The sequence below is a fragment of the Streptomyces sp. NRRL F-5122 genome (assembly GCF_001507435.1).
Classification (GTDB): Bacteria; Actinomycetota; Actinomycetes; order Streptomycetales; family Streptomycetaceae; genus Streptomyces; species Streptomyces lannensis.
Map to the genome: position 1 here is coordinate 270,477 of NZ_LMWH01000254.1, position 18,756 is coordinate 289,232.

Genomic DNA, 18,756 nt, shown 5'->3' on the forward strand with positions numbered 1-18,756 from the left:
GTGGCTGCGCCCTGGAGCGCCGCGGTCGCGGCCGGCGCCCCGTACAGGGCCCGCGCCACCACTTCGGGCGCGATCCTCGGCGCGGGCGGCCCCGGTTGCCCGTCCGCCCCTGACGGGGCCTCAGCCGGCAGCGACAGGTCTCCGACGACCCGCACCCCGAGGGCCGATCCGCGCGCCGGCCTCCGCACCCACGGCGGCGGCCTCCTCCAGCGCCCACCGGGGTGTGTGGATCCGGTGGTCGTCCGGCCCCGGTGCGCGGCTGCTCTTCATCCGCAGGACGGCGCCGTTGCGCACGAGTGCGGAATACAGCTCGTCCGGCAGCCCATGACCGCGGAACTCGATATTCACTCGACGCAGCATTTCGGTCTCGGCTGATGCGAGAGACCGGTTCGCCGCCTCCGGCACCTCCTTGAGAAGGCCGGCGGGGAGGGCCAGGAGGGACTCGAAGGTACGCAGGAGGCCGCCGCGGTCGCGGTCGTCGACCACGACGACGGAGACCCGCTCCGGGCCGACGACCCCGGCCCAGCGCTCGACGAGCCGGTCGTGGCGGTGACGCCGCCAGAAGCTGGGCGTGGGCTTCTCGTACGGCGGCTTGCGCAGCATGTGGTCGAGCCAGTCCTCTTACCCCATGCGCAGCCCGTTCTGCACGTACTGCTGCCACTGCGACGGCAGGATCTTCGCCGGCGGGCGCAGTGTGACCAGGACGTGCAGCCTCCCCGGGGTCCCCGGCTCGGTTTCCCCGGCCAAGGCCCCGGGGCCACCCAGCTCGCGGACGATCCGGGCGACGGTGTCGTGGCCCTCCGCGTCGGCGAAGAACTCGCTGCTGACCACAGAGGTACGTGTCCCCGTCGCCTGCACCTGCTCCACGAGCCGCCGCCAGTGGCCCTCGGTGGCCACGGTGCCGCCCATCATCGCGGGCCGGGCACACGCGGCGAGCGCCGCTTCCATGGAGTGCCGGGTGCGGGCGGGGAAGTCCACACCGCGGGCGGCCATCGTGTCCCTGGCCGCGAAGAGCGCCGCCTGCACGGACGTGGTTCCGGTCTTGTGCGGGCCGATGTGCGGCAGTCGGGTGCCGGCCGGAAGCAACAGCGGGTTCCTGGTCGTACAGTCCGTCTCCATGGCCAACGGAAGGTAAGAGACGCTTCTGAAGCAGGTGTGAGAGGAGCCTGGGACATGGATGAGTCCCGGGCTCCCCCTGCCTCGGCCCGCCGGTCCGGGACACGGGCCATCCGGCCGCGCACCACGGACCTCCGCCTCACACCGGCCGCAGCCCGGGACGCGAGCCACCGGGCCCCGCGCCTCACACCAACCGCACACCCGGCCTGCCCGCCTCGACCCGCAGCCGGGCGAAGGTCCTGGAGACAGCCTCCGGGCGCAGTACCGTCTCCGGGACCCTGACCTGGGCGTCGATGCCGTCGGAGCGGATGTCGAAGAGGTGGTAGCCGCGATGGGCGTCGATCAGCTTCCAGTGCGGATTGTCCGCCTTGCGCGGGTCCCAGTCGCGGCGGAAGGCCGCCAGGTCCTGGTCGCCGCCGCTGGAGATGGAGGTGCCGACGAACTCGGCGCCGACCACGGCGGAGCGCGGGTCGGCGAAGTCCCGCTTGAGGTCGCTCACCATCGTCAGATGGCGGTCGCCGGAGAGCACGACCGGGTTGCGGACCTTCGTGAACTCCTTCATGAAGGCGTTGCGTTCGGCCTGGTAGCCGTCCCAGGCGTCGTAGTACCAGAGCTTGCCCCGGCCCACCTGGAGGTCGGTCTCGGCCATCATGATCTGCGAGGCGATCAGGTTCCAGCGGGCCGGAGAGCGGTGCAGTCCGTCCAGCAGCCACTGCTTCTGCCGGGCGCCGAGCATGGTCGCCGAGGCGCTCTTGGCGCCCGACTGGCTTGTCGCCTGGTCGCTGCGGAACTGCCGGGTGTCCAGCACGTTCAGCCGCGCAAGGCGCCCGAACTCCAGCCGCCGGTACATCTGGATGTGCGGTCCCTTCGGGATCGCGCTCGCACGCACCGGCATGTGCTCGTAGTACGCCTGGTAGGCGGCGGTCAGCCGGGCCACGAACGCGGCGTGGGACTGCTTGGCGGGGTCCTGCGGAACCTGGCCCGCGTAGTCGTTGTCGACCTCGTGGTCGTCGAAGGTGACCACCCAGGGCGCGGCGGCGTGCATCGCGGCCAGATGCGGGTCGGTGCGGTACTGGGCGTAGCGGTTGCGGTACTGGACGAGTGTGTACGGCTCGTCGCTGCCCTCGTGGCGGCGCACGGCGCCGGCGGCGGGCAGGGACTCGTAGATGTAGTCGCCGACGAACAGCACGACGTCCGGGTCCTGGGCGCGCATGTCCGCGTACGGGGTGAAGTAGCCCTGCTGCCAGTTCTGGCAGGAGGCCAGCGCGAGTCGCAGACGCCCTCCTGAGCCCTGCGGATCGGGAGCCGTACGGGTGCGCCCGAGGGGCGAGAGCCGGCCGCCGGTGCGGAAGCGGTACCAGTAGGCGCGACCCGGGCGCAGCCCGCGCACGTCGACATGGACGCTGTGACCGAGCGCCGGCAGGGCCCTGGTGGCACCGCGCCGCACCGTCCGCCGGAACCGCTCGTCTTCGGCGACCTCCCACTCCACGGTCACCGGGCGGTCGGGCATGCCGCCGCCGTGCAGCGGATCGGGGGCGAGCCGGGTCCACAGCACGATGCCGTCCGGGAGCGGATCGCCGGAGGCCACTCCGAGTCTGAACACATGGTCGGGCAGGGGCGGTTCGATGGCCCGCGCCACATGCGGCAGCCCCAGTTGGGCGGCGGCCGTGGCCCCGAGCACCGCGGCACCCGTGGTGAGAAAGCGGCGTCGATCGCTGGAGACTGCTCGTTCCATCCCCGAACTCCCCTTGCGTCGCGAGTCTCTTCGACATGGCGATGCTCACACACCGTGGCAGCCCCGACACTGAACGAAATGGAGCGCGGGCATGACAAATGCATGACCAGAAGCGAAGAGGGCGAACGGAGGCCGATGCGCCCCGTGCGTGGGTGTGCGGCCGTCCGGCCGATGACGGGGTGGAATGTGCGAGCCGACGCCCGGGGACGGTCGTCCCGTCCCCGGGCGTCGGGCCCTACGACGTCGCTACATCGCTACGACGTCGCTGTGGATCGCTCAGAACGGTTCGAAGTCGTCGAAGTCCCGCTGGGCTTCGTCCCGTTCGGCCTGATTCTCCCGGCGGCGCTGAGCGGCGGGACGCAGCGCCTCGAGCCGGTGGTCCTCGCCGCGCCGGCCGAGCATCTCCGCGCCCGCCGTCACCGAGGGCTCCCAGTCGAAGACGACCGCGTTGTCCTCGGGCCCGATGGCGACGCCGTCGCCGGACCTCGCGCCCGCCTTCATCAGCTTGTCCTCGACACCGAGGCGGTTGAGCCGGTCGGCGAGGTAGCCGACGGCCTCGTCGTTGTTGAAGTCGGTCTGGCGCACCCAGCCCTCGGGCTTCTCGCCACGCACGCGGAACAGACCGTCTTCCTCGCGCGTCACCGTGAAGCCCGCTTCGTCGACGGCCTTCGGCCGGATGACGATCCGGGTCGCCTCCTCCTTCGGCTTGGCGGCCCGCGCCCTCGCGACCAGGTCGCCGAGGGCGTACGAGATCTCCTTCAGCCCGAGGTGTGCCACCGCCGACACCTCGAAGACGCGGTATCCGCGGGCCTCCAGATCGGGCCGCACCATATCGGCCAGATCCTTGCCGTCCGGTACGTCGATCTTGTTCAGGACGACGATCCGCGGACGGTCGCCGAGGCCGCCGTACTGCTTCAGCTCCTCCTCGATGACGTCGAGGTCGGAGACCGGGTCGCGGTCGGACTCCAGCGTGGCCGTGTCCAGTACGTGCACGAGCACGCTGCACCGCTCGACGTGCCGCAGGAATTCGAGGCCCAGGCCCTTGCCCTGGCTGGCGCCCGGGATCAGTCCCGGCACGTCGGCGATGGTGTACACGGTCGAGCCCGCGGTGACCACGCCCAGGTTCGGGACGAGGGTGGTGAACGGGTAGTCGGCGATCTTCGGCTTGGCCGCGGAGAGCACGGAGATCAGCGAGGACTTGCCCGCGCTCGGGTAGCCGACGAGGGCCACGTCCGCGACCGTCTTCAGCTCGAGGACGACGTCCTGCAGGTCGCCGGGCTCGCCGAGCAGCGCGAAGCCGGGCGCCTTGCGGCGGGCCGAGGCCAGCGCCGCGTTGCCGAGGCCACCGCGGCCGCCCTGGGCGGCGATGTACGACGTCCCGTGCCCGACCAGGTCGGCGAGCACGTTGCCCGCCTTGTCGAGCACGACCGTGCCGTCCGGCACCGGCAGGACCAGGTCCTGGCCTTCCTTGCCGGCCCGGAAGCCGCCCTCGCCGGGCTTGCCGTTGGTGGCCTTGCGGTGCGGGGAGTGGTGGTAGTCGAGAAGCGTGGTGACCGACTGGTCGACGGTGAGGATCACGTCGCCGCCGCGGCCGCCGTTGCCGCCGTCGGGGCCGCCCAGCGGTTTGAACTTCTCGCGGTGCACGGAGGCGCAGCCGTGGCCTCCGTTACCCGCGGCGACGTGGAGTTCGACGCGGTCCACGAAGGTGGTCATGGTGCAGTGCCTCCAGAAAATTCGGATATGTGTTGAGTCAACACGCGAAAGGCGGACCCGCCTTCCCGACCGGGAAGTGAGGTCCGCCTCGCGAAAAGTTCGGTCGAAAAGCCGTGAATCAGATGATTCAGGCGACCGAGACGATGTTCACGACCTTGCGGCCACGGTGGGTACCGAACTCCACCGCACCGGCCTGCAGCGCGAACAGCGTGTCGTCGCTGCCACGGCCGACGCCGGAGCCCGGGTGGAAGTGGGTGCCGCGCTGGCGGACCAGGATCTCACCCGCGTTGACGACCTGACCGCCGAAGCGCTTCACGCCGAGCCGCTGGGCATTGGAGTCGCGACCGTTCCGGGTGGACGATGCGCCCTTCTTGTGTGCCATTTCTCCTCAGTCCCTTACTTCGCAGCCGTGGGGATCTCAGTGACCTTGATCGCCGTGTACTGCTGGCGGTGGCCCTGGCGACGGCGGTAGCCGGTCTTGTTCTTGTAGCGCAGAATGTCGATCTTCTGGCCCTTGTGGTGGTCCACGACCTCGGCCTGGACCTTGATGCCGGCCAGCACCCACGGGTCGCTGGTCACAGCGTCGCCGTCGACAACGAGCAGGGTCGAGAGCTCGACCGCGTCGCCAACCTTGGCAGTGGAAATCTTGTCAACCTCAACGATGTCGCCGACAGCAACCTTGTGCTGGCGACCACCGCTGCGCACGATGGCGTACACGCGGATCTCACTCTCTCGCTCGGGAACGGCACCCCCGCAGTCCAGCCGCCCGGCAGAACGGACGGCCTCTTCCGGTCACGGCCCGTGCCCGGAAGGAAGAGGTTTACGGGGATGTGGCGGGTCTGTGGACACGCCGACGGTCAAGGTTACGGGGCCCGGCTTGAGGGGTCAAACCGGGCCCCGCGGAACCTTCGGCCGCCTTGCGTCAGTCGGCGTCCCCCGTATCCACCACCAGCGTGTAATTGGGAACGGCCTCGGTGCCCTCGACCGACCGCTCGGCGTCGGCGGGCACAGGCGCGCGCAGCGGAATCAGACCTCTTAGGCACGAGGCACACCAGAATGCCGCTGTTCCGCTCTCCGCTTCCGGCGAAGGGACGACGAACACCAGCCGCAGCGCCCGGGCGAGGCAGTGGGGACAAGGGCGTGAACCGATGGACCGAGGTCTTTGGTAGATCCTCTGGTACTCATCCAGCCACACCGAGAACTCACTCATTCGAGAGCCTTTCCGACGTTGTCCCACCAGTCGTTCTCGAATGCGCGGGCCTCGGTCTCCCAGATGTTACCGGCGTCGTAGTCCGGTGGATACGGCGCGCCGTTGCGTAGGTCCTCGACGTGCTTGCGCTCATGCACGAGAGTCCGGGCGAGCTGTTCCTCACTCCGGAAGGCATCGCGCGTCAGAGTCACCCTGTGATTCGGAGCGGTGGAGCCGTAGAAGCCCGCCTTCGCCTTGTCGATCCTGATGTTGAGATCGGATATCTCGATTCCGTATTTCTCGGCGACCCGGCAGACACACTCCATCGTCATAGGCAGTCGCTTGGCGCCACCGGCGCGGCCGCCGCCCTGGCGCAGCAGACTGTCCGCATCCGCCTCGTCCGTTGCTTTGTTCTTCTTGGCGGCGGCCGCGGCCTTCTTTCTGACCTCCGCCAACTTCTCCGCGGCTTTGGAAAGCCCGAGTTTCGCCCGGCCCACTGCCTTGTTGGCCTTCCACAGGCCCTTGACGCCGCCGATCAGGTCTCCGACCAGGCCGGTCACCCGCTTGGCGAGCTTGATGCCCTTGGCCCACTTCCACGGCGCGCCGTACTTGGCGAGGATCTTGCCCGCCAGGCCGCCCGCGAAGCTGCCGGCGATGTTGAGCAGCGTCTCGCCGCAGGAGCCGACGTCACCGGTGGAGATGCAGTCCAGCGCCGCGTCCACACCGAGGATGTCCCGGGCGATCTTGACCAGTGCCTTGCCCGCCGACTTGATGCGCTGCCTGGCGGACGCCTGCTGCTGCTGGGCCGCCGCCACGTCGCCGGACGCCTTGCTGACGTCCGACTGCGCCTTCGAGACCTCCGGATCGGTGTTGGTGACCGGAATGCCACCGCGGCACTCGATCAGGCCCTCCCGGCACTCCGGGACGATCATGCCGCTGGGGTCGGCGTGGGTGACCGGGGAGTTGTTGGCGTAGGCGTAGCCGTTGATCTGCTGCGGCTGCGTGTAGTCGATGACCGGGTCGACCGATATGAACTTGCCGATCACCGCGTCGTACTCACGCGCCCCGAGGTGGGTCAGCCCGGTCGAGGCGTCGATCGTGCCGCCGACGTAGCCCTTCTCCCCCGGCCAGGTGCCGGTCTTCTCACCGCGCTCGACGCCGAAGGGGTCGTAGCGCCGCTGGGAGATCGCCCCGGTCGCGGAGTCGATCGCCAGCTCGCCCGTGCCGTGATGGTCGGCGGCGATGAACGAAACCTTCGCGGCGGTACGCACCGCAACGGTCTGTCCGGCGTACTCGTAGTACCGGGTGGCCTCCGTCTTGGTGCCGTCGGCCGACAGCTTCAGCTCGGTGCCGGGCAGGTAGACGGTGGTTCCGGAGGGGTCTTTGCGCTGTACCCGGTTGCCGGACGCGTCGTACAGATAGCTCGTCTGCGAACCACCCGCCTCGGTGACCTTGGTCAAGGCACCGGAGTCGTCCCAGGCCAGGACCTGGGCGTTGCCGCCGAGGGTGCGCTTGGTGGTGTCGCCCGCGTCGTCGTACTCGTACGTCGACTGCCGATCCCCGGTCGGGGTCTTCTCGGTGACCTTGGTGACCTGGTGCGGTCCGTCGCCGAGGGCGCCCGCGCCGCCGTGCTCGTAGCTGCGGGTGATGTTCTTCGCCGCGTCCAGCCCGGTGTCGTGGTTGATCTCCGAGACGCGGTTGCCGATGGCGTCGGTCTCGTACGACTTCCAGTACGGGGCCGGACCGCCGAGCGCGCTCGAACCTGCCACGGAGTCACAGGCCGTGGGGCCGGAGCCGTCCACAGGCGTGGTGGACCCGCGGGTGCCGGAGCCGGCCGCGGTCGTTGCGGTGGCCGCGGGGGTCCAGGCGTCCTGGAGTCGCTGCCGGCTGTCGTAGGCGAAGCACTGCACGTCCGGCGAGGCCGAGTTGGCGGTGTCCGCAATGGACAGGACGTTGCCCGCCTGGTCGTAGGAGTAGTTCGACTCCTTGGCCGGGGCGGTCGCGCCGTAGACGTCCACCACCGAGCGGGTCAGCCGGTCGGTGCCCGTCTCGTAGCCGAACGTCTGCCACACCTTCTTGCCGCTGCCCGTGGACAGCTCCAGCTGCTGGAGCAGACTGTTCTTGGAGTAGACGGTGCTGGTGACGTACGAGGTGCTGCCCGTCATCGTCATCGGACGCTGAAGGGCGTCGTAGGTGTAGGTCAGTGCCTCCGCCGGCAGATCACCGAGGGCGGGCAGGCCGGAACTCTGGAGTGTGCCGTCCCGGTTGTATGTGGAGGTGTAGACGTAGGTGCCGGCGAGGGCACCCTGCGAAGCAGGGACCTGGTACCCCGTCTTCAACGGACGGTAGAACTCGTCCATGGACTGGACGGCCGTGGCGAAGTACTCCGTCGGCGAGATGTAGCTGAGTGTTCCGTACGCCTGTCCCAGCCAGCCCGCCTTGTCGTACCTCGTCTCCGTCAGCTTGGTGCCGGTGTTGGCGTCACCCAGCCAGGTCGTGGTGACGCGGCCGAGCTTGTCGTAGACCGTCGAGGTCTTCTTGTCGCGTCCGTCGTACGAGACGACCGGGCGGTCCAGCTCGTCGTACTCCGTGCGCGAGGTCCCCGCGTCCGGATCCACCGACTTCGTCTTGCGGCCCAGCTGGTCGTACTCGTACCGCCACACGTTGTTCTTGGCGTCGGTGACCGTCTCCAGCAGACCGGCCGTGTTGTACGTGTACTTCGTCGAGTCGTAGGGCACGCCTGCGTTCGGCGAGGCGCCGCGGTGGTGTCGGATCTCGGAGACGTTGCCCTGGTTGTCGGTGATCGTCGTGGTGGGCACGCCACCGGCCGGCGGGTCGACGCGGGTGATCTCGCCGTCGTAGGCCGTGGTGGTGCGCCACTGCTCGGCGCCGCTGACCGCGAAGATCTGGGCGGTGGGGCGGCCCAGGCCGTCGTACTCGAACAGGCTCTGCTGGCCGACCTGACCGTTGCTCACGAGCTGCAGCTCGTCCGAGGCGGCGCCGGTCGCGTTGTAGGTGGCGTTGGTCTTCCTGACGTTGCCCGTGCCGTCGTACCAGGTGTCGGCGGCCATGTGGGTGCCGCCGGGGCCCTCGGTCTGGATCTGGCGGGGGCGCAGCATACTGTCGTAGAGCTGGTACTCGGCTCCGTAGGAGCCGTCGTTCCCGATCTTCTCGGTCTTGATCGAGGTGACCTTGTCCTTGCGGACGTTGTAGGAGTACTTGATGCTCGGCGTCTGCGTCGAGGCCCGGTCCGCCAGCCATACGGAGGCCAGCCGGCCCAGCGCGTCGTAGGCGAGGTCCGTCCGCTTCCCGTTCGGGTCCGTCTGCCCTGTCGACATGCCCCAGGCCGGGGCGTAGTCGGTACTGGTGACGTGGCCGAGGGCATTGGTGACGGTCGTCTTCGTCAGCAGGCCGTTGGTCTCGGTGTAGACGGTCTTCGTCTGATCCGAGGTGCCGTACTGCTTGGCGTCCTTCTGGGTCAGCGGGCGGCCGTACGTGTCGTAGGTCGTGACGCCCGTGACCTGGTAGGTCGCGGCGGTGCCGTCGTGCGCGGTCAGCCGCTCGGTCTTGGTCGCGTCGCCCTTGGTGGGCGCCACGCCGAACGCGCCACTGTCGTACGAGGTGCGCTCGTCCGCCAGGACCTGCGTCTTGCGGTCGGGCGTGGTGGCGCACCTGACCGAGACGACCTCGCTGCGCGCGGGCAACGACAGGATGTTCTTCGCCGTGTTGTCCGCATACGTGGTACGGGTGCAGGTGTCGTCCTTGACGGTGGAGACGTCGCCCTGGTCGTCGACGTTCAGCACCCGGCCGGTGCCGTTGGAGGTGTCGTACGTCGTCGTGGACTTCGTCTCGCTCCAGGTGCCGTCGGACTTCAGGCTGAAGCCGCGGCCGGTCTGGGTGCGCACGATCGCCGCGCGGGTGGTGCCCCAGCTGCGGGTCTGGGTGGCGGTGTAGTGCTTCCACGGCGTGTTGATCGTCTTGCCGACCAACTTGTCGCCGTCGTAGGTGGCGACCTCCAGCTGCTGGCCGGTGAACTCCTCCTCGTCGGTGTACGAGGTGCCCGTGGAGTCCTTGACCGCGACCGAGCGGGTGTTGCCGGCCGAGTCCTTGTCACCGTCCATGCCCTGCAGGAACGTGTAATCGACACGGGTGGTCTGCTTGTCGGCGGTGCCGCTGGTGACCCTGACCTTGCCGTAACCCTGCCAGCCGCCCCAGGTCAGGTACTTGTCGTCGGTGATGCCGTCCGGCTTGGCCTTACGCCAGGCCGCGTCGCCCTGGTAGTCGTAGCGGGTGACCATCGCGTCGCTGCCGCCGGTGCGGTCGGTCTCGATGATCGCCGACACCACGTACTTGTGGAACCAGTCCGTGATCGGGTCCGTGTAGCCCGGCGGGGCCCACTTCACCGGGTAGCAGCGCTTGGTCGACTCGCCCGGCTTGGGCAGCGTGGCCTTGGCACAGTCGGTGGATGCGTAGTTGACGTCCAGCTGGGCGCCGGTCTCGCTGAGCACCATCGACAGACGGAAGCGGTAGAACGGCGCGATGTTGTCGCCGATCGCGTCGACGCGATTGGCGAGCTGCTCGCCGAAGAGATCGACGGACGGCAGTTTGACCGCCGTGCCGACCCTGCCCTCGTTCTCGATCTTCGACAGCCACAGCGTCTTGGAGTCGTCGCCGTTGTCGGTGAACAGGTGCGTGAACGTCCAGGCGTCCACGTCCTGGTAGTTCGTGGCGTCCTTGCGCATCTGCGTGACGACCGACGTCAGCCGCTTGGTGGTGAAGAAGGTCGCGACCGGCGAGGTGCACTTGGTGCCGGACTTGCACTCCTGGTCGACCGGTACGTCCGGCCAGTGGGAGGCGTTCGCCTTGATCCGCTTGCTCTCCGCGCAGTCGAAGTCCGCATCGGGCAGGCAGCGTTCGGCGGTGTTGAACACGACCCGGGCCGGGGCCTTCGCCGCGTAGACCTTGCCGTCCTGCTGGCCGTAGTCGACGCGCTCGAGGTAGCCGCCGCGGTGGTAGGCGGTGCCGTTGACGTCCGTCTTGCCGTTGAGCGCGTAGTAGTTGGTCTCGCGCTCGTAGAAGTAGGACATCACGTTGCCGTGGGTGTCCTTGACGTAGTCGAGGCTCCAGCGCCAGGCCTGCTGGCAATAGGCGCTGGTGAAGGTGGTGTTGTAGCACGGCTCACCGGAGTCGTCGCCGAAGACGGGCGCGGTCCAGGCGGAATTGGTCTCCTCGTTGCCGGCGGCCCAGCCCGGCAGCCGGTTCAGACCGAAGTAGTACTCCGTGCCCTCGGGCGTGGTGACCTTCCAGTGCTCGCCCTTGTCGCCCGAACCGCCGTCATCGCCGTTGGTGGCACCGGTCAGCTTCTCGACCTTGGTGCCGTCGTCGGCCGACATGTGCCACTCGCCGGTGGTGTCGTCCTTGACCAGTTCCCCGGAGGAGCCGTTGAGCATGATCGTGGCGTTGTCGAACGCCCAGCACTGCTCGGCGGAGCCGGTGTGGCCGTCGTCGGCGCACGGCTTGTAGCGGCGCTCGATGTAACCGGGGTCGTAGGAGAAGCCCTCGCCGATCCAGGAACCCTGGTTGTTGGTGGCCGAGGTGCGGCCGTCCGCCGACTGGGAGGAGTAGCCGAGCCCCACCGTGGGCACCAGGCCGCCCGGGGTCGGCACCGTGCGCAGCGGGTAGTTCCAGTTGAAGCCGCCGGAGGAGGTGGCGACGCTCCAACTGGCCGACGGAGACAGCGCGGTCGCCTTGTACGTGCCCTGTGCGCTCGACGGGCCCGCGGCCACGGCCACGAGGGAGGTCGCGGTGGCCGCCATGCCGGAGACGCCCTCGGCGGGGGCCGGGGCGGCGGTCACGTCGGCGGACACGGTGCCCGTCTTCACGTCGTTGACCGTGGGCAGCGCCTTGGGCTGCCCGGGGCAGGCCTTGCTGCCGGGTACGGCGACGGTGGCGCAGGCGGGGAGCTGGACCAGCCGGAGACGGGAGGCGTAGGAGCCGCCGAACCCCTCAGCGAAGTCGGAGTAGTCCACGGTAAGGCGAACCTTGGCGGCCTTCTCCTCACCGTCCGCGCGCTGGACGCCGAGCAGGACGCCGGCACCGAGCTTCGCGGCACGCGCCGGGTCGAGGACGTCGACGCGGACCTTGTCGGCGGCCTTCGCGGCCTTGGTCCTGGCCTTGCCGACCCTGACCGGCAGACCGCCGGCCTCGGCGGTGGCGCCGACCTTCACTTCGGCGCCGCCCAGCTTGGGCCACACCGCCTTGTCGAGTCCCTTGACCGCGGCCTTGCGCGCCGGGTCGGTGGGGCGGGACTTCGCTTTCGCGTCGGTTCCCCTGGCGGGATCACCGTCGTCCTGGACACCGGGGCGGCTGGTGCGGCCCCGGATGCCGTCGTCGAACGCCACCGCCTGGACCGACGACGCGGACAGCGCGAGCGAGAGCCCGAGTACCGTCGCGACGACCGTCTGTCTGGGCAGGCGGCGGCTCAGTGAGCGGCCACGGAAGAGCATGGGGACAACTCCCTGGTCGGAGGAGAAAGCCATGGGTCGGAGGGGTGTGCCGGGCCGCCACCGGCCCGGCACACCTCGGAGATGACGGCCCGTCACATGTCGGGTACGGCCGTCAGCGCTGCCATCTGCTGCACTGCGATCTGGTCGGCTGCACCGCTGTAGACGCGGATCTCGTCGATGGCGCCGGCGAAGTACTCGCTCGCCCCGCGCAGCGAACGGCCGACCTGCAGACCGCCGGTGGCGGACCACAGGGTGTCGTCCGTGCCGTAGGCGCCTGCGACCAGCTGGCCCTCGACGTACAACCGGATCGAGTTGGCGAAGGCGTCGTAGACGACCGCCAGATGCTGACCGGAGCCTCCGGTGTCGGGCAGTTCCTGGTCGTCGGTGAAGGTGACGACTTCGGGCGCGGCCGCGTCGGTCCTGGCCACGGCCAGCTCCCACTGCTGGTTGGCCGACTGGTAGCGGACCTGGACGCGGTTGGCGTTGGCACCCGGCAGGGACAGCACCGTCTGCGACTTCTCCGGGTCCAGCGAGGTGAGCTGGGCGCGGGCGGTCACGGTGAAGCTGCTGTTGCCGGTGACCGGGGCGGTGGCGGTGGACGCATAGTCCCCGTCGCCGTCCAGGAGCAGGTTGCCCTCGCCGACCAGTGCGGCGTTGTCGAAGATGTCGGCCGGGCGGTAGATGGAGGCGTTGCCCGCAAGGGTCAGCGCCTGGCCCCCACCGGTCTCCGCGGAGGCAGCGCCGGTCGCGGCGTCGAGCTGCCAGTAGCCCTTGCGCTCGGGCTTGATCGTGATCAGTTCGGCCACCTGGGTCGCCGGCAGGACGCGGTCGAAGACACGGACCTCGGCGAGGTCACCGACGAAGTGGTCGCGGTAGCCGCTCTTCGCCGTGGCGCGGCCGATCTGCAGCGGTCCGTACGACCTCCAGGTGGAGCGTCGCGTGGCAGAGCCCTTCAGATCCTTGTTGACGTAGAGCTGGAGCTGAGGACCGCCGCTCTTCTGCGCGTCGTACACGCCGGTCAGCAGCACCCACTGGTCCTTGACCGGGGCCACCCCTGTGGAGACGGCCTTCCACTCGCCGAGCGTGTCCACGTCGTTGACCGGGACGGCGAACTTCCACGTCTGCGCGGACGCGTCGTAGCCGAGAGTGAAACCGGGTTCGCCGGTGCCGTCCTGGCTGACGACCGTCATGTCCTTGTCCAGCCCCGTGGGGCGTACCCAGGCGCTGACACTGAAGCTGCCGGCCGTGTCGAGGACGGTCTCACTGGCATCGAGATACGACTCACCGGTGCCGTCGAAACGGGCGGCCCTGTCGACCTTGCCGCCGGGTCCGTCCACGCCGAAGGTGACAGCCGTGCCCGCGGTCGCCGAGAATTCACCGCTCTCGTCGTGGGCCTCGACATCACCGGCCTGGTCGGCGAGGTTCCACTGGGCGACGACGGGAGTGCCCTCGCTCACCAGGAACTCGTAGTGCGCCTTGCTGCTCGGGTGCGCGGCCTTGTCCACGGCGATCACGTCGACCCAGTGCCGTCCGGCCCGGGTCGGCATCCAGGACACGGAGACGGAGCCGCCCGCTGCGGACGGGGTGGCCGAGGTCGCCGGGGAGGCGTCGCTGTCGAAGGCGTACAGGTACTTGACGACGTCCGTGTCCGGGATGGAGTCGTTCGGGTTGGGCGCGAAGGTGAAGGTGCCATAGGTGCCCACCCCGTCGTGGTAGACGGTGTCCGACGGGTACTGCTTGGACAGCACGTTCGGCTTGCCGGGGAACGTCTTGTCGTAGATGAACTCGCAGCGCTGTGCGGGATCGCCGTCGTAGCTCCAGGGACCGTAGCCGTCACCGTCATAGGCCCGCGCGCTCCAGTAGATGACGGTGTTCTGCGGGATCGTCGATTTGACGGTGTGCGTGAACTTGGTGCTGGTCGTCGGTGAGAGCCAGTCCGGTGTCAGATAGCTGTAGGACTTGGCCTCCTTGGTGGTGGGGTCGGTCCACTCCACCTTGAACTCGACCTTGACCTTGTCGGTCTGGCCGTTGCCGTGGTCCGGGTCGCTCGCGATGGCCTGGAGCTTCGGCGGGACATCTGTGTACTCACGTGTCGAGCCCCACTTGCACAGGCCACCCGGGTCCGTATACATGTCCGACGCCTTGATCTGCCGCGGCAGATTGTTGTACTTGATCGACAGGTAGGCGTTGCCGCAGATCCGCTTCCACTCCGCGAAACGGGACTCGTCGGCGGCCCGGAGGCCCAGCGTCATCGAGTTCCAGCCGCCGGCGGCCGCCGTCTTGATCTCGCTGGTCAGCTCGCCCGTGGCACCGCTCTCGAAGTGCAGGTTGGCCTGGCTGGAGCAGGAGGTCGGGGAGATCGCCTTGTCGACGGTCTGCAGGTAGTCGTCCCAGTCGTCCGAGGTGTTGGACCAGTTGCTGGACGAGCTGAGCGCGTAGTTCTGGCCGCCGATCCGGTACAGCTGGACGGGCTCGGCCGTGGGGGAGGCGCTGTAGATGTGCTCCACCCGCGCGGAGAAGGTCGCGCCCAGGATCTGCTTCCCCTTGTAGAAGGAGAGCGGCATCGTGAACAGCACGCGGCGCACGCCGACGCCGTTGCACGACACCGGGCTGTAGTCGGTGGGGCACTTGCCGACGCCTGCGCTGCCCGAGTACTTCCAGTCCTGCTCGCTCGGCATGCCCGACATGACGCCGGTCCAGGAGGTGCGCGAGGTGGTGCGCTGGATCGGGTCGATGACGACGGGGAAGACGGTGTCCGCGCTCCTGAGGAGCTTCTGGTCGGGGACGAGGCTCAACTTGCCCTTGCCCACCTCGACGCCGAGCGGCGCAACGCGTCCACCGCCGCCCGGACCCTCCAGGGCGGCGGCGGGGGCCTTCTCCGCCCGGGGCCCGGCGGTGCTGGTCGCGTCCGCACCGGCCGCGGCGGCCTTCAGCGCCTTCGCGACGGCCTTGGGACCCTGCTTCCTGGCGGCGGCCTCCTGGACTGCGGCGGAGTCCCACATGGCGGGTTTGCCCGCCTGGAAGACAGTGCCGCCCACCTCCGCGTCCTCGGCGGTGATGGCGCCGGAGGCATCCTCCTTGACCTTCAGACCGCCGGTGGTCAGGCCGAGGTCGAGCCGGGCCAGCTTCGGGTCGGCCGCCGCCTCGGGTGTCTTGACGACCAGCAGATGACCGAAGCCGTCCGCCTCGGCGCGCACCGTCAGGTCGACGCCCGGCAGGGCATCGACGTAGGTGGCGGTGTCACCGTCGACCTCGGGTGCCGGCAGCTTCCCGTACGGCCAGGTCAGAGCAAGTTCCCGGCCCGCCCGCTGCATCGTCACAAAGGGCTTGCCCGCCTGTCCGCCCGAGAACGACAGGTCGACGGTGGCGGCTTTCGGCCCCCAGCTACCGTCGGTCCGCTTCACCAGTGTCTCGTCGATGTCCACCCACTTGCCGGCCTGGACCGTGCGGACGGGCTCGGTGTACTCGCGGGCGGTGAACGTACCGTCGGGCTCGGCGAAGATCTCCCGGCGCTCGGTTCGCAGCCCGACGACTTCGGTCTTCCTGCCGCTCTCCTTGGCGGCGGCCAAGGCCTCCTGCTCGGTCTGCACGGGCTTGTCGGCCGCGACGGGTGCCTGGTCCCGCGCCGGAGCGCCGCCCGGAAGGACCGCCAGGGCACCTGCCACCACGGCACCGGCGACGGCGGCCGCCACGGCACCGCGCAGCACCGGGCCGCGCCGTATCGGTCTGTGTCTGTCTGCGGACACGCGTCCACTCCCCAGTCGAATCATGTGTGTGTCGAAGTTCCGGTCGCCGGAAGGCCGGTGCGGTGCCCTGTGTCACACGGTGGGCGTGTCGTCGCCGGACTATCGGCCGGAAGGCGGCGACGGACGCCGCCTTCCGGCGGCCCGTGCCGACCTGGTCGTCGCACGAGCGCATACCGGCGGGCGTGGATGCGTGGTCAGCGAACGGTGGTACCGAAGGCGACACCCGTCGCCGGAAGACCGCCCTCGCCCGGTTTGAACGTCTGGGTCGGCGCCCCACCGGCGGTCACACCCCATGGGAACCCGTAGACCGCCCGTCCCTCGGCAGGGCCGTAGGGCACGCCCACGTAGAGCAGCGACGGAGTGGCACCCAGGGACAGACCCGTGAGCATGCGCGATGCGGGTCCGGACGGAACGCCGTATCCGGGGTCGATCCAGGCGTCGGAGGCACCGGGCGCACCGACGAGCGGCACGATCTGGACGCCTCCCTTGTCCGCGTGCTCCTCGGACGACTCCTCACCGGGCACACCGATGGCGAGCCTTGTCGTCGTGGCCGTGGAGGTCGTGTTCGGGGAGGTGTTCACGGCGGCGAGCCGCTTGCCGAAGAAGTCCCCGGCCTCGGACTCCTGATCGACGTCCGCGGTGTTCTGGTCGATCCAGGTGGTCTCGGTGAAGGTGCCGCTCGCCGTGAGACGGAACACCTGGACGGCGCCCGCGTCGACGGTCGTCGACAGGTCCTCACCCGGGACACCGACTGCCAGCAGCGACTCCGTGGTGGAGGTGGCGCCCGAGGGACGGTACGGAACCATGGCGAGCGCGGCGCCGAACTGGTCGCCGACCTCCTCGGCCCCGCTGATCACGTCCTGGTCCTGGCCGAGACCGGCCAGCGGCTTCGGGTAGCCGGAGGTGAGCGTGTGGTTGAAGACGGCGACGCCGCCCGCGAAGGTCGTCGTGCCGAGCGCCTCGCCGGGCGCTCCGACCGCGAAATGGGTCGAGGTCGCGGCGAGTGTGGAACCGAAGCGGTCGTCCTGCTCCACCACACCGGGCACGGCACCGCCCGTCTCTGTGTCCTGGTGGTTGAAGGTGACCGTCTGGGCGGTGCCGCTCACGTAATAGAAGCCGCCCGCGTCCTCGACGGTGCCGATCGACTCGCCAGGGCTGCCGATCAGCAAGAACGGCGTACCGCCCGAGGTCTTACCGGCCGCGACCGAGTAGCCGACCCAGTCGTCGGCCTCCGCTCCGCCGCCCAGCGGCTTGTCGGTGCCCTGGTAGAACTCCTTGACGGCCCTGCCGCCTGCGTTGAGCCCGCTCGGGGAGCCGTAGATCACGTGCACGGACCCGGAGTCGGCCCATGTGCCGATGTCCTCGTAGGGCGAGCCGACCACCAGGTCGCTGCAGCCGTCGAGGTCGGCGTCGTAGACGGCCAACGAGTAGCCGTACTGGTCACCCGGCTCAGGAACTCCCGGAATGGTGTCGAGTGCCTGCGAGAGGGTGACGGTGCCTTTGCCCCCGCCGTAGACGACGTGCACCGCACCCGCCTTCGGCACACCGTCGTCGCTCGCCTCCGGGTCGGCGATCGCCGTGTCCCTGATCCCGTCGCCGTTGAAGTCCGACTCGGTCCCCGAGGGACAGGCCACGGCGGCCGCAGCGGGGGTTCCCCCGGTTCCGACCCCCCAAGCCAGTAGGGCCGCTGCCATGACGGCGGAGGCACCTCCCCGCCACACTTTCCCCATCCTTGACACAAACACCCCGTGGTTAAAGGGAATTCAAAGGTCAACGGATCATTTCTTTACCTGATGTGCACATGCAATACCGCCTCCGTTCCCCTGGCGGTGACAAATGTCACAGGAGCACCACGTGTAGCTCACGACCCATGCACATGTGCTGCACATACGCGACGGCCGTCTCGAACCGGCCGGACGGCGGGGGGACATGAGACGGACTCCTCGGCCGGGGGCTGCCGCCGAACGGCGCCCGCCACCCGCGGTCGGCCGCCGCGCCCGTATGCTCGCCGGGCGAACCTAAACAGCCGGAGGCAGAGCAGTGAACTACAGGGTCCAGCCCAGCGCCCAGGTCGACGACAGTGCCGAGATCGGCGCCGGAAGCAGCGTGTGGGACCTCGCACAGATCCGCGAGGGTGCCCGGCTGGGCGAGGGCTGTGTGATCGGGCGGGGCGCATACGTCGGCACGGGCGTGCGCATGGGCGACAACTGCAAGCTGCAGAACTACGCGCTCGTCTACGAGCCGGCCGAACTCGGCGACGGTGTCTTCATCGGCCCCGCCGTGGTCCTCACCAACGACCACAACCCCCGCTCCGTGGACCCCGAGGGCAAGCAGAAGCGCGGCGGCGACTGGGAGGCCGTCGGTGTGAAGATCGCCGACGGTGCCTCGATCGGGGCGCGCTCCGTGTGCGTCGCGCCCATCAGCATCGGCCGCTGGGCGATGGTCGCCGCGGGCGCCGTCGTCACCAAGGACGTGCCGGACTTCGCCCTGGTCGTCGGCGTTCCCGCGCGACGGGTCGGCTGGGTCGGCAGGGCAGGCGTCAAGCTGGTCGAGCGGGCCGGAGAGGCCGGTGTCTGGGAATGCCCGGAGACCGGCAGCATTTACGAGGAGAAGGACGGCGTTCTCCTCGAACGCGACAGCTGACGAAAGCCACTGTCGTAGCCGGGGACGGAATGCCCGCCGCGAGTACTTGGCCTCACCGCCAGAATCCGCTCTGCGGCAAATGATCCTTTCTCTGCCCACAGCTCCTGA

General features: G+C 69.3%; 11 protein-coding genes. 1 reads left to right on the forward strand and 10 read right to left on the reverse strand.

The features are described 5' to 3' along the window. Positions 1 to 120: 120 nt before the first annotated feature. The 10 genes from ADL25_RS51945 to ADL25_RS33095 form a co-directional block, all read right to left on the reverse strand. A complete protein-coding gene (locus tag ADL25_RS51945) occupies positions 121 to 603 on the reverse strand; it encodes a hypothetical protein (RefSeq protein ID WP_323874413.1) in 483 nt (160 codons plus the stop codon). A gap of 18 nt (positions 604 to 621) precedes the next feature. Further along, positions 622 to 1,119, reverse strand: a complete 498-nt coding sequence (locus ADL25_RS51950) for a hypothetical protein (protein ID WP_324614076.1) — start codon at positions 1,117 to 1,119, stop codon at positions 622 to 624. A 181-nt stretch (positions 1,120 to 1,300) separates the two neighbouring features. Further along, positions 1,301 to 2,851 (reverse strand): alkaline phosphatase D family protein, encoded by a 1,551-nt coding sequence (locus tag ADL25_RS33065; RefSeq protein ID WP_059131563.1) that lies wholly within the window; start codon positions 2,849 to 2,851, stop codon positions 1,301 to 1,303. Positions 2,852 to 3,127: 276 nt separating this feature from the next. Further along, positions 3,128 to 4,564 carry a GTPase ObgE gene (gene obgE / locus ADL25_RS33070; protein WP_059131564.1) on the reverse strand — a complete coding sequence of 479 codons (1,437 nt, stop codon included), beginning with the start codon at positions 4,562 to 4,564 and terminating at the stop codon, positions 3,128 to 3,130. Positions 4,565 to 4,691: 127 nt separating this feature from the next. Continuing rightward, positions 4,692 to 4,946: a 50S ribosomal protein L27 gene (rpmA, locus tag ADL25_RS33075; RefSeq protein WP_059131565.1), complete on the reverse strand. Its 255-nt coding sequence runs from the start codon at positions 4,944 to 4,946 to the stop codon at positions 4,692 to 4,694. A 14-nt stretch (positions 4,947 to 4,960) separates the two neighbouring features. Further along, positions 4,961 to 5,281: a 50S ribosomal protein L21 gene (gene rplU, locus ADL25_RS33080; protein WP_059131566.1), complete on the reverse strand. Its 321-nt coding sequence runs from the start codon at positions 5,279 to 5,281 to the stop codon at positions 4,961 to 4,963. A 205-nt stretch (positions 5,282 to 5,486) separates the two neighbouring features. Further along, the gene (locus ADL25_RS49275) at positions 5,487 to 5,774 is read right to left on the reverse strand and encodes a hypothetical protein (RefSeq protein ID WP_115975308.1); all 288 of its coding nucleotides are present in this window, start codon (positions 5,772 to 5,774) and stop codon (positions 5,487 to 5,489) included. Then, the gene (locus tag ADL25_RS33085; protein WP_079050718.1) at positions 5,771 to 12,259 is read right to left on the reverse strand and encodes an RHS repeat domain-containing protein; all 6,489 of its coding nucleotides are present in this window, start codon (positions 12,257 to 12,259) and stop codon (positions 5,771 to 5,773) included. Before ADL25_RS33085 ends, ADL25_RS49275 begins: the two co-directional genes overlap by 4 nt. 92 nt (positions 12,260 to 12,351) lie before the next feature. Then, positions 12,352 to 16,005: a LamG domain-containing protein gene (locus ADL25_RS33090; protein ID WP_159045054.1), complete on the reverse strand. Its 3,654-nt coding sequence runs from the start codon at positions 16,003 to 16,005 to the stop codon at positions 12,352 to 12,354. Positions 16,006 to 16,199: 194 nt separating this feature from the next. Further along, positions 16,200 to 17,699: an FG-GAP repeat domain-containing protein gene (locus tag ADL25_RS33095; RefSeq protein WP_234381125.1), complete on the reverse strand. Its 1,500-nt coding sequence runs from the start codon at positions 17,697 to 17,699 to the stop codon at positions 16,200 to 16,202. Between the two features lie 346 nt (positions 17,700 to 18,045). Between ADL25_RS33095 and ADL25_RS33100 the strand changes: the two genes are divergently transcribed. Next, the gene (locus tag ADL25_RS33100) at positions 18,046 to 18,648 is read left to right on the forward strand and encodes an acyltransferase (protein ID WP_059131569.1); all 603 of its coding nucleotides are present in this window, start codon (positions 18,046 to 18,048) and stop codon (positions 18,646 to 18,648) included. The last annotated feature ends 108 nt before the right edge of the window (positions 18,649 to 18,756 follow it).

Coding starts and splice junctions, on each gene's coding strand:
- ADL25_RS33065 (WP_059131563.1), bottom strand. CDS start 2,851: ATGGAACGAGCAGTCTCCAGCGATCGACGCCGCTTTCTCACCACGGGT.
- obgE (WP_059131564.1), bottom strand. CDS start 4,564: ATGACCACCTTCGTGGACCGCGTCGAACTCCACGTCGCCGCGGGTAAC.
- ADL25_RS33085 (WP_079050718.1), bottom strand. CDS start 12,259: ATGCTCTTCCGTGGCCGCTCACTGAGCCGCCGCCTGCCCAGACAGACG.
- ADL25_RS51945 (WP_323874413.1), bottom strand. CDS start 603: ATGCTGCGCAAGCCGCCGTACGAGAAGCCCACGCCCAGCTTCTGGCGG.
- ADL25_RS49275 (WP_115975308.1), bottom strand. CDS start 5,774: ATGAGTGAGTTCTCGGTGTGGCTGGATGAGTACCAGAGGATCTACCAA.
- ADL25_RS51950 (WP_324614076.1), bottom strand. CDS start 1,119: ATGGAGACGGACTGTACGACCAGGAACCCGCTGTTGCTTCCGGCCGGC.
- ADL25_RS33095 (WP_234381125.1), bottom strand. CDS start 17,699: ATGGCAGCGGCCCTACTGGCTTGGGGGGTCGGAACCGGGGGAACCCCC.
- rpmA (WP_059131565.1), bottom strand. CDS start 4,946: ATGGCACACAAGAAGGGCGCATCGTCCACCCGGAACGGTCGCGACTCC.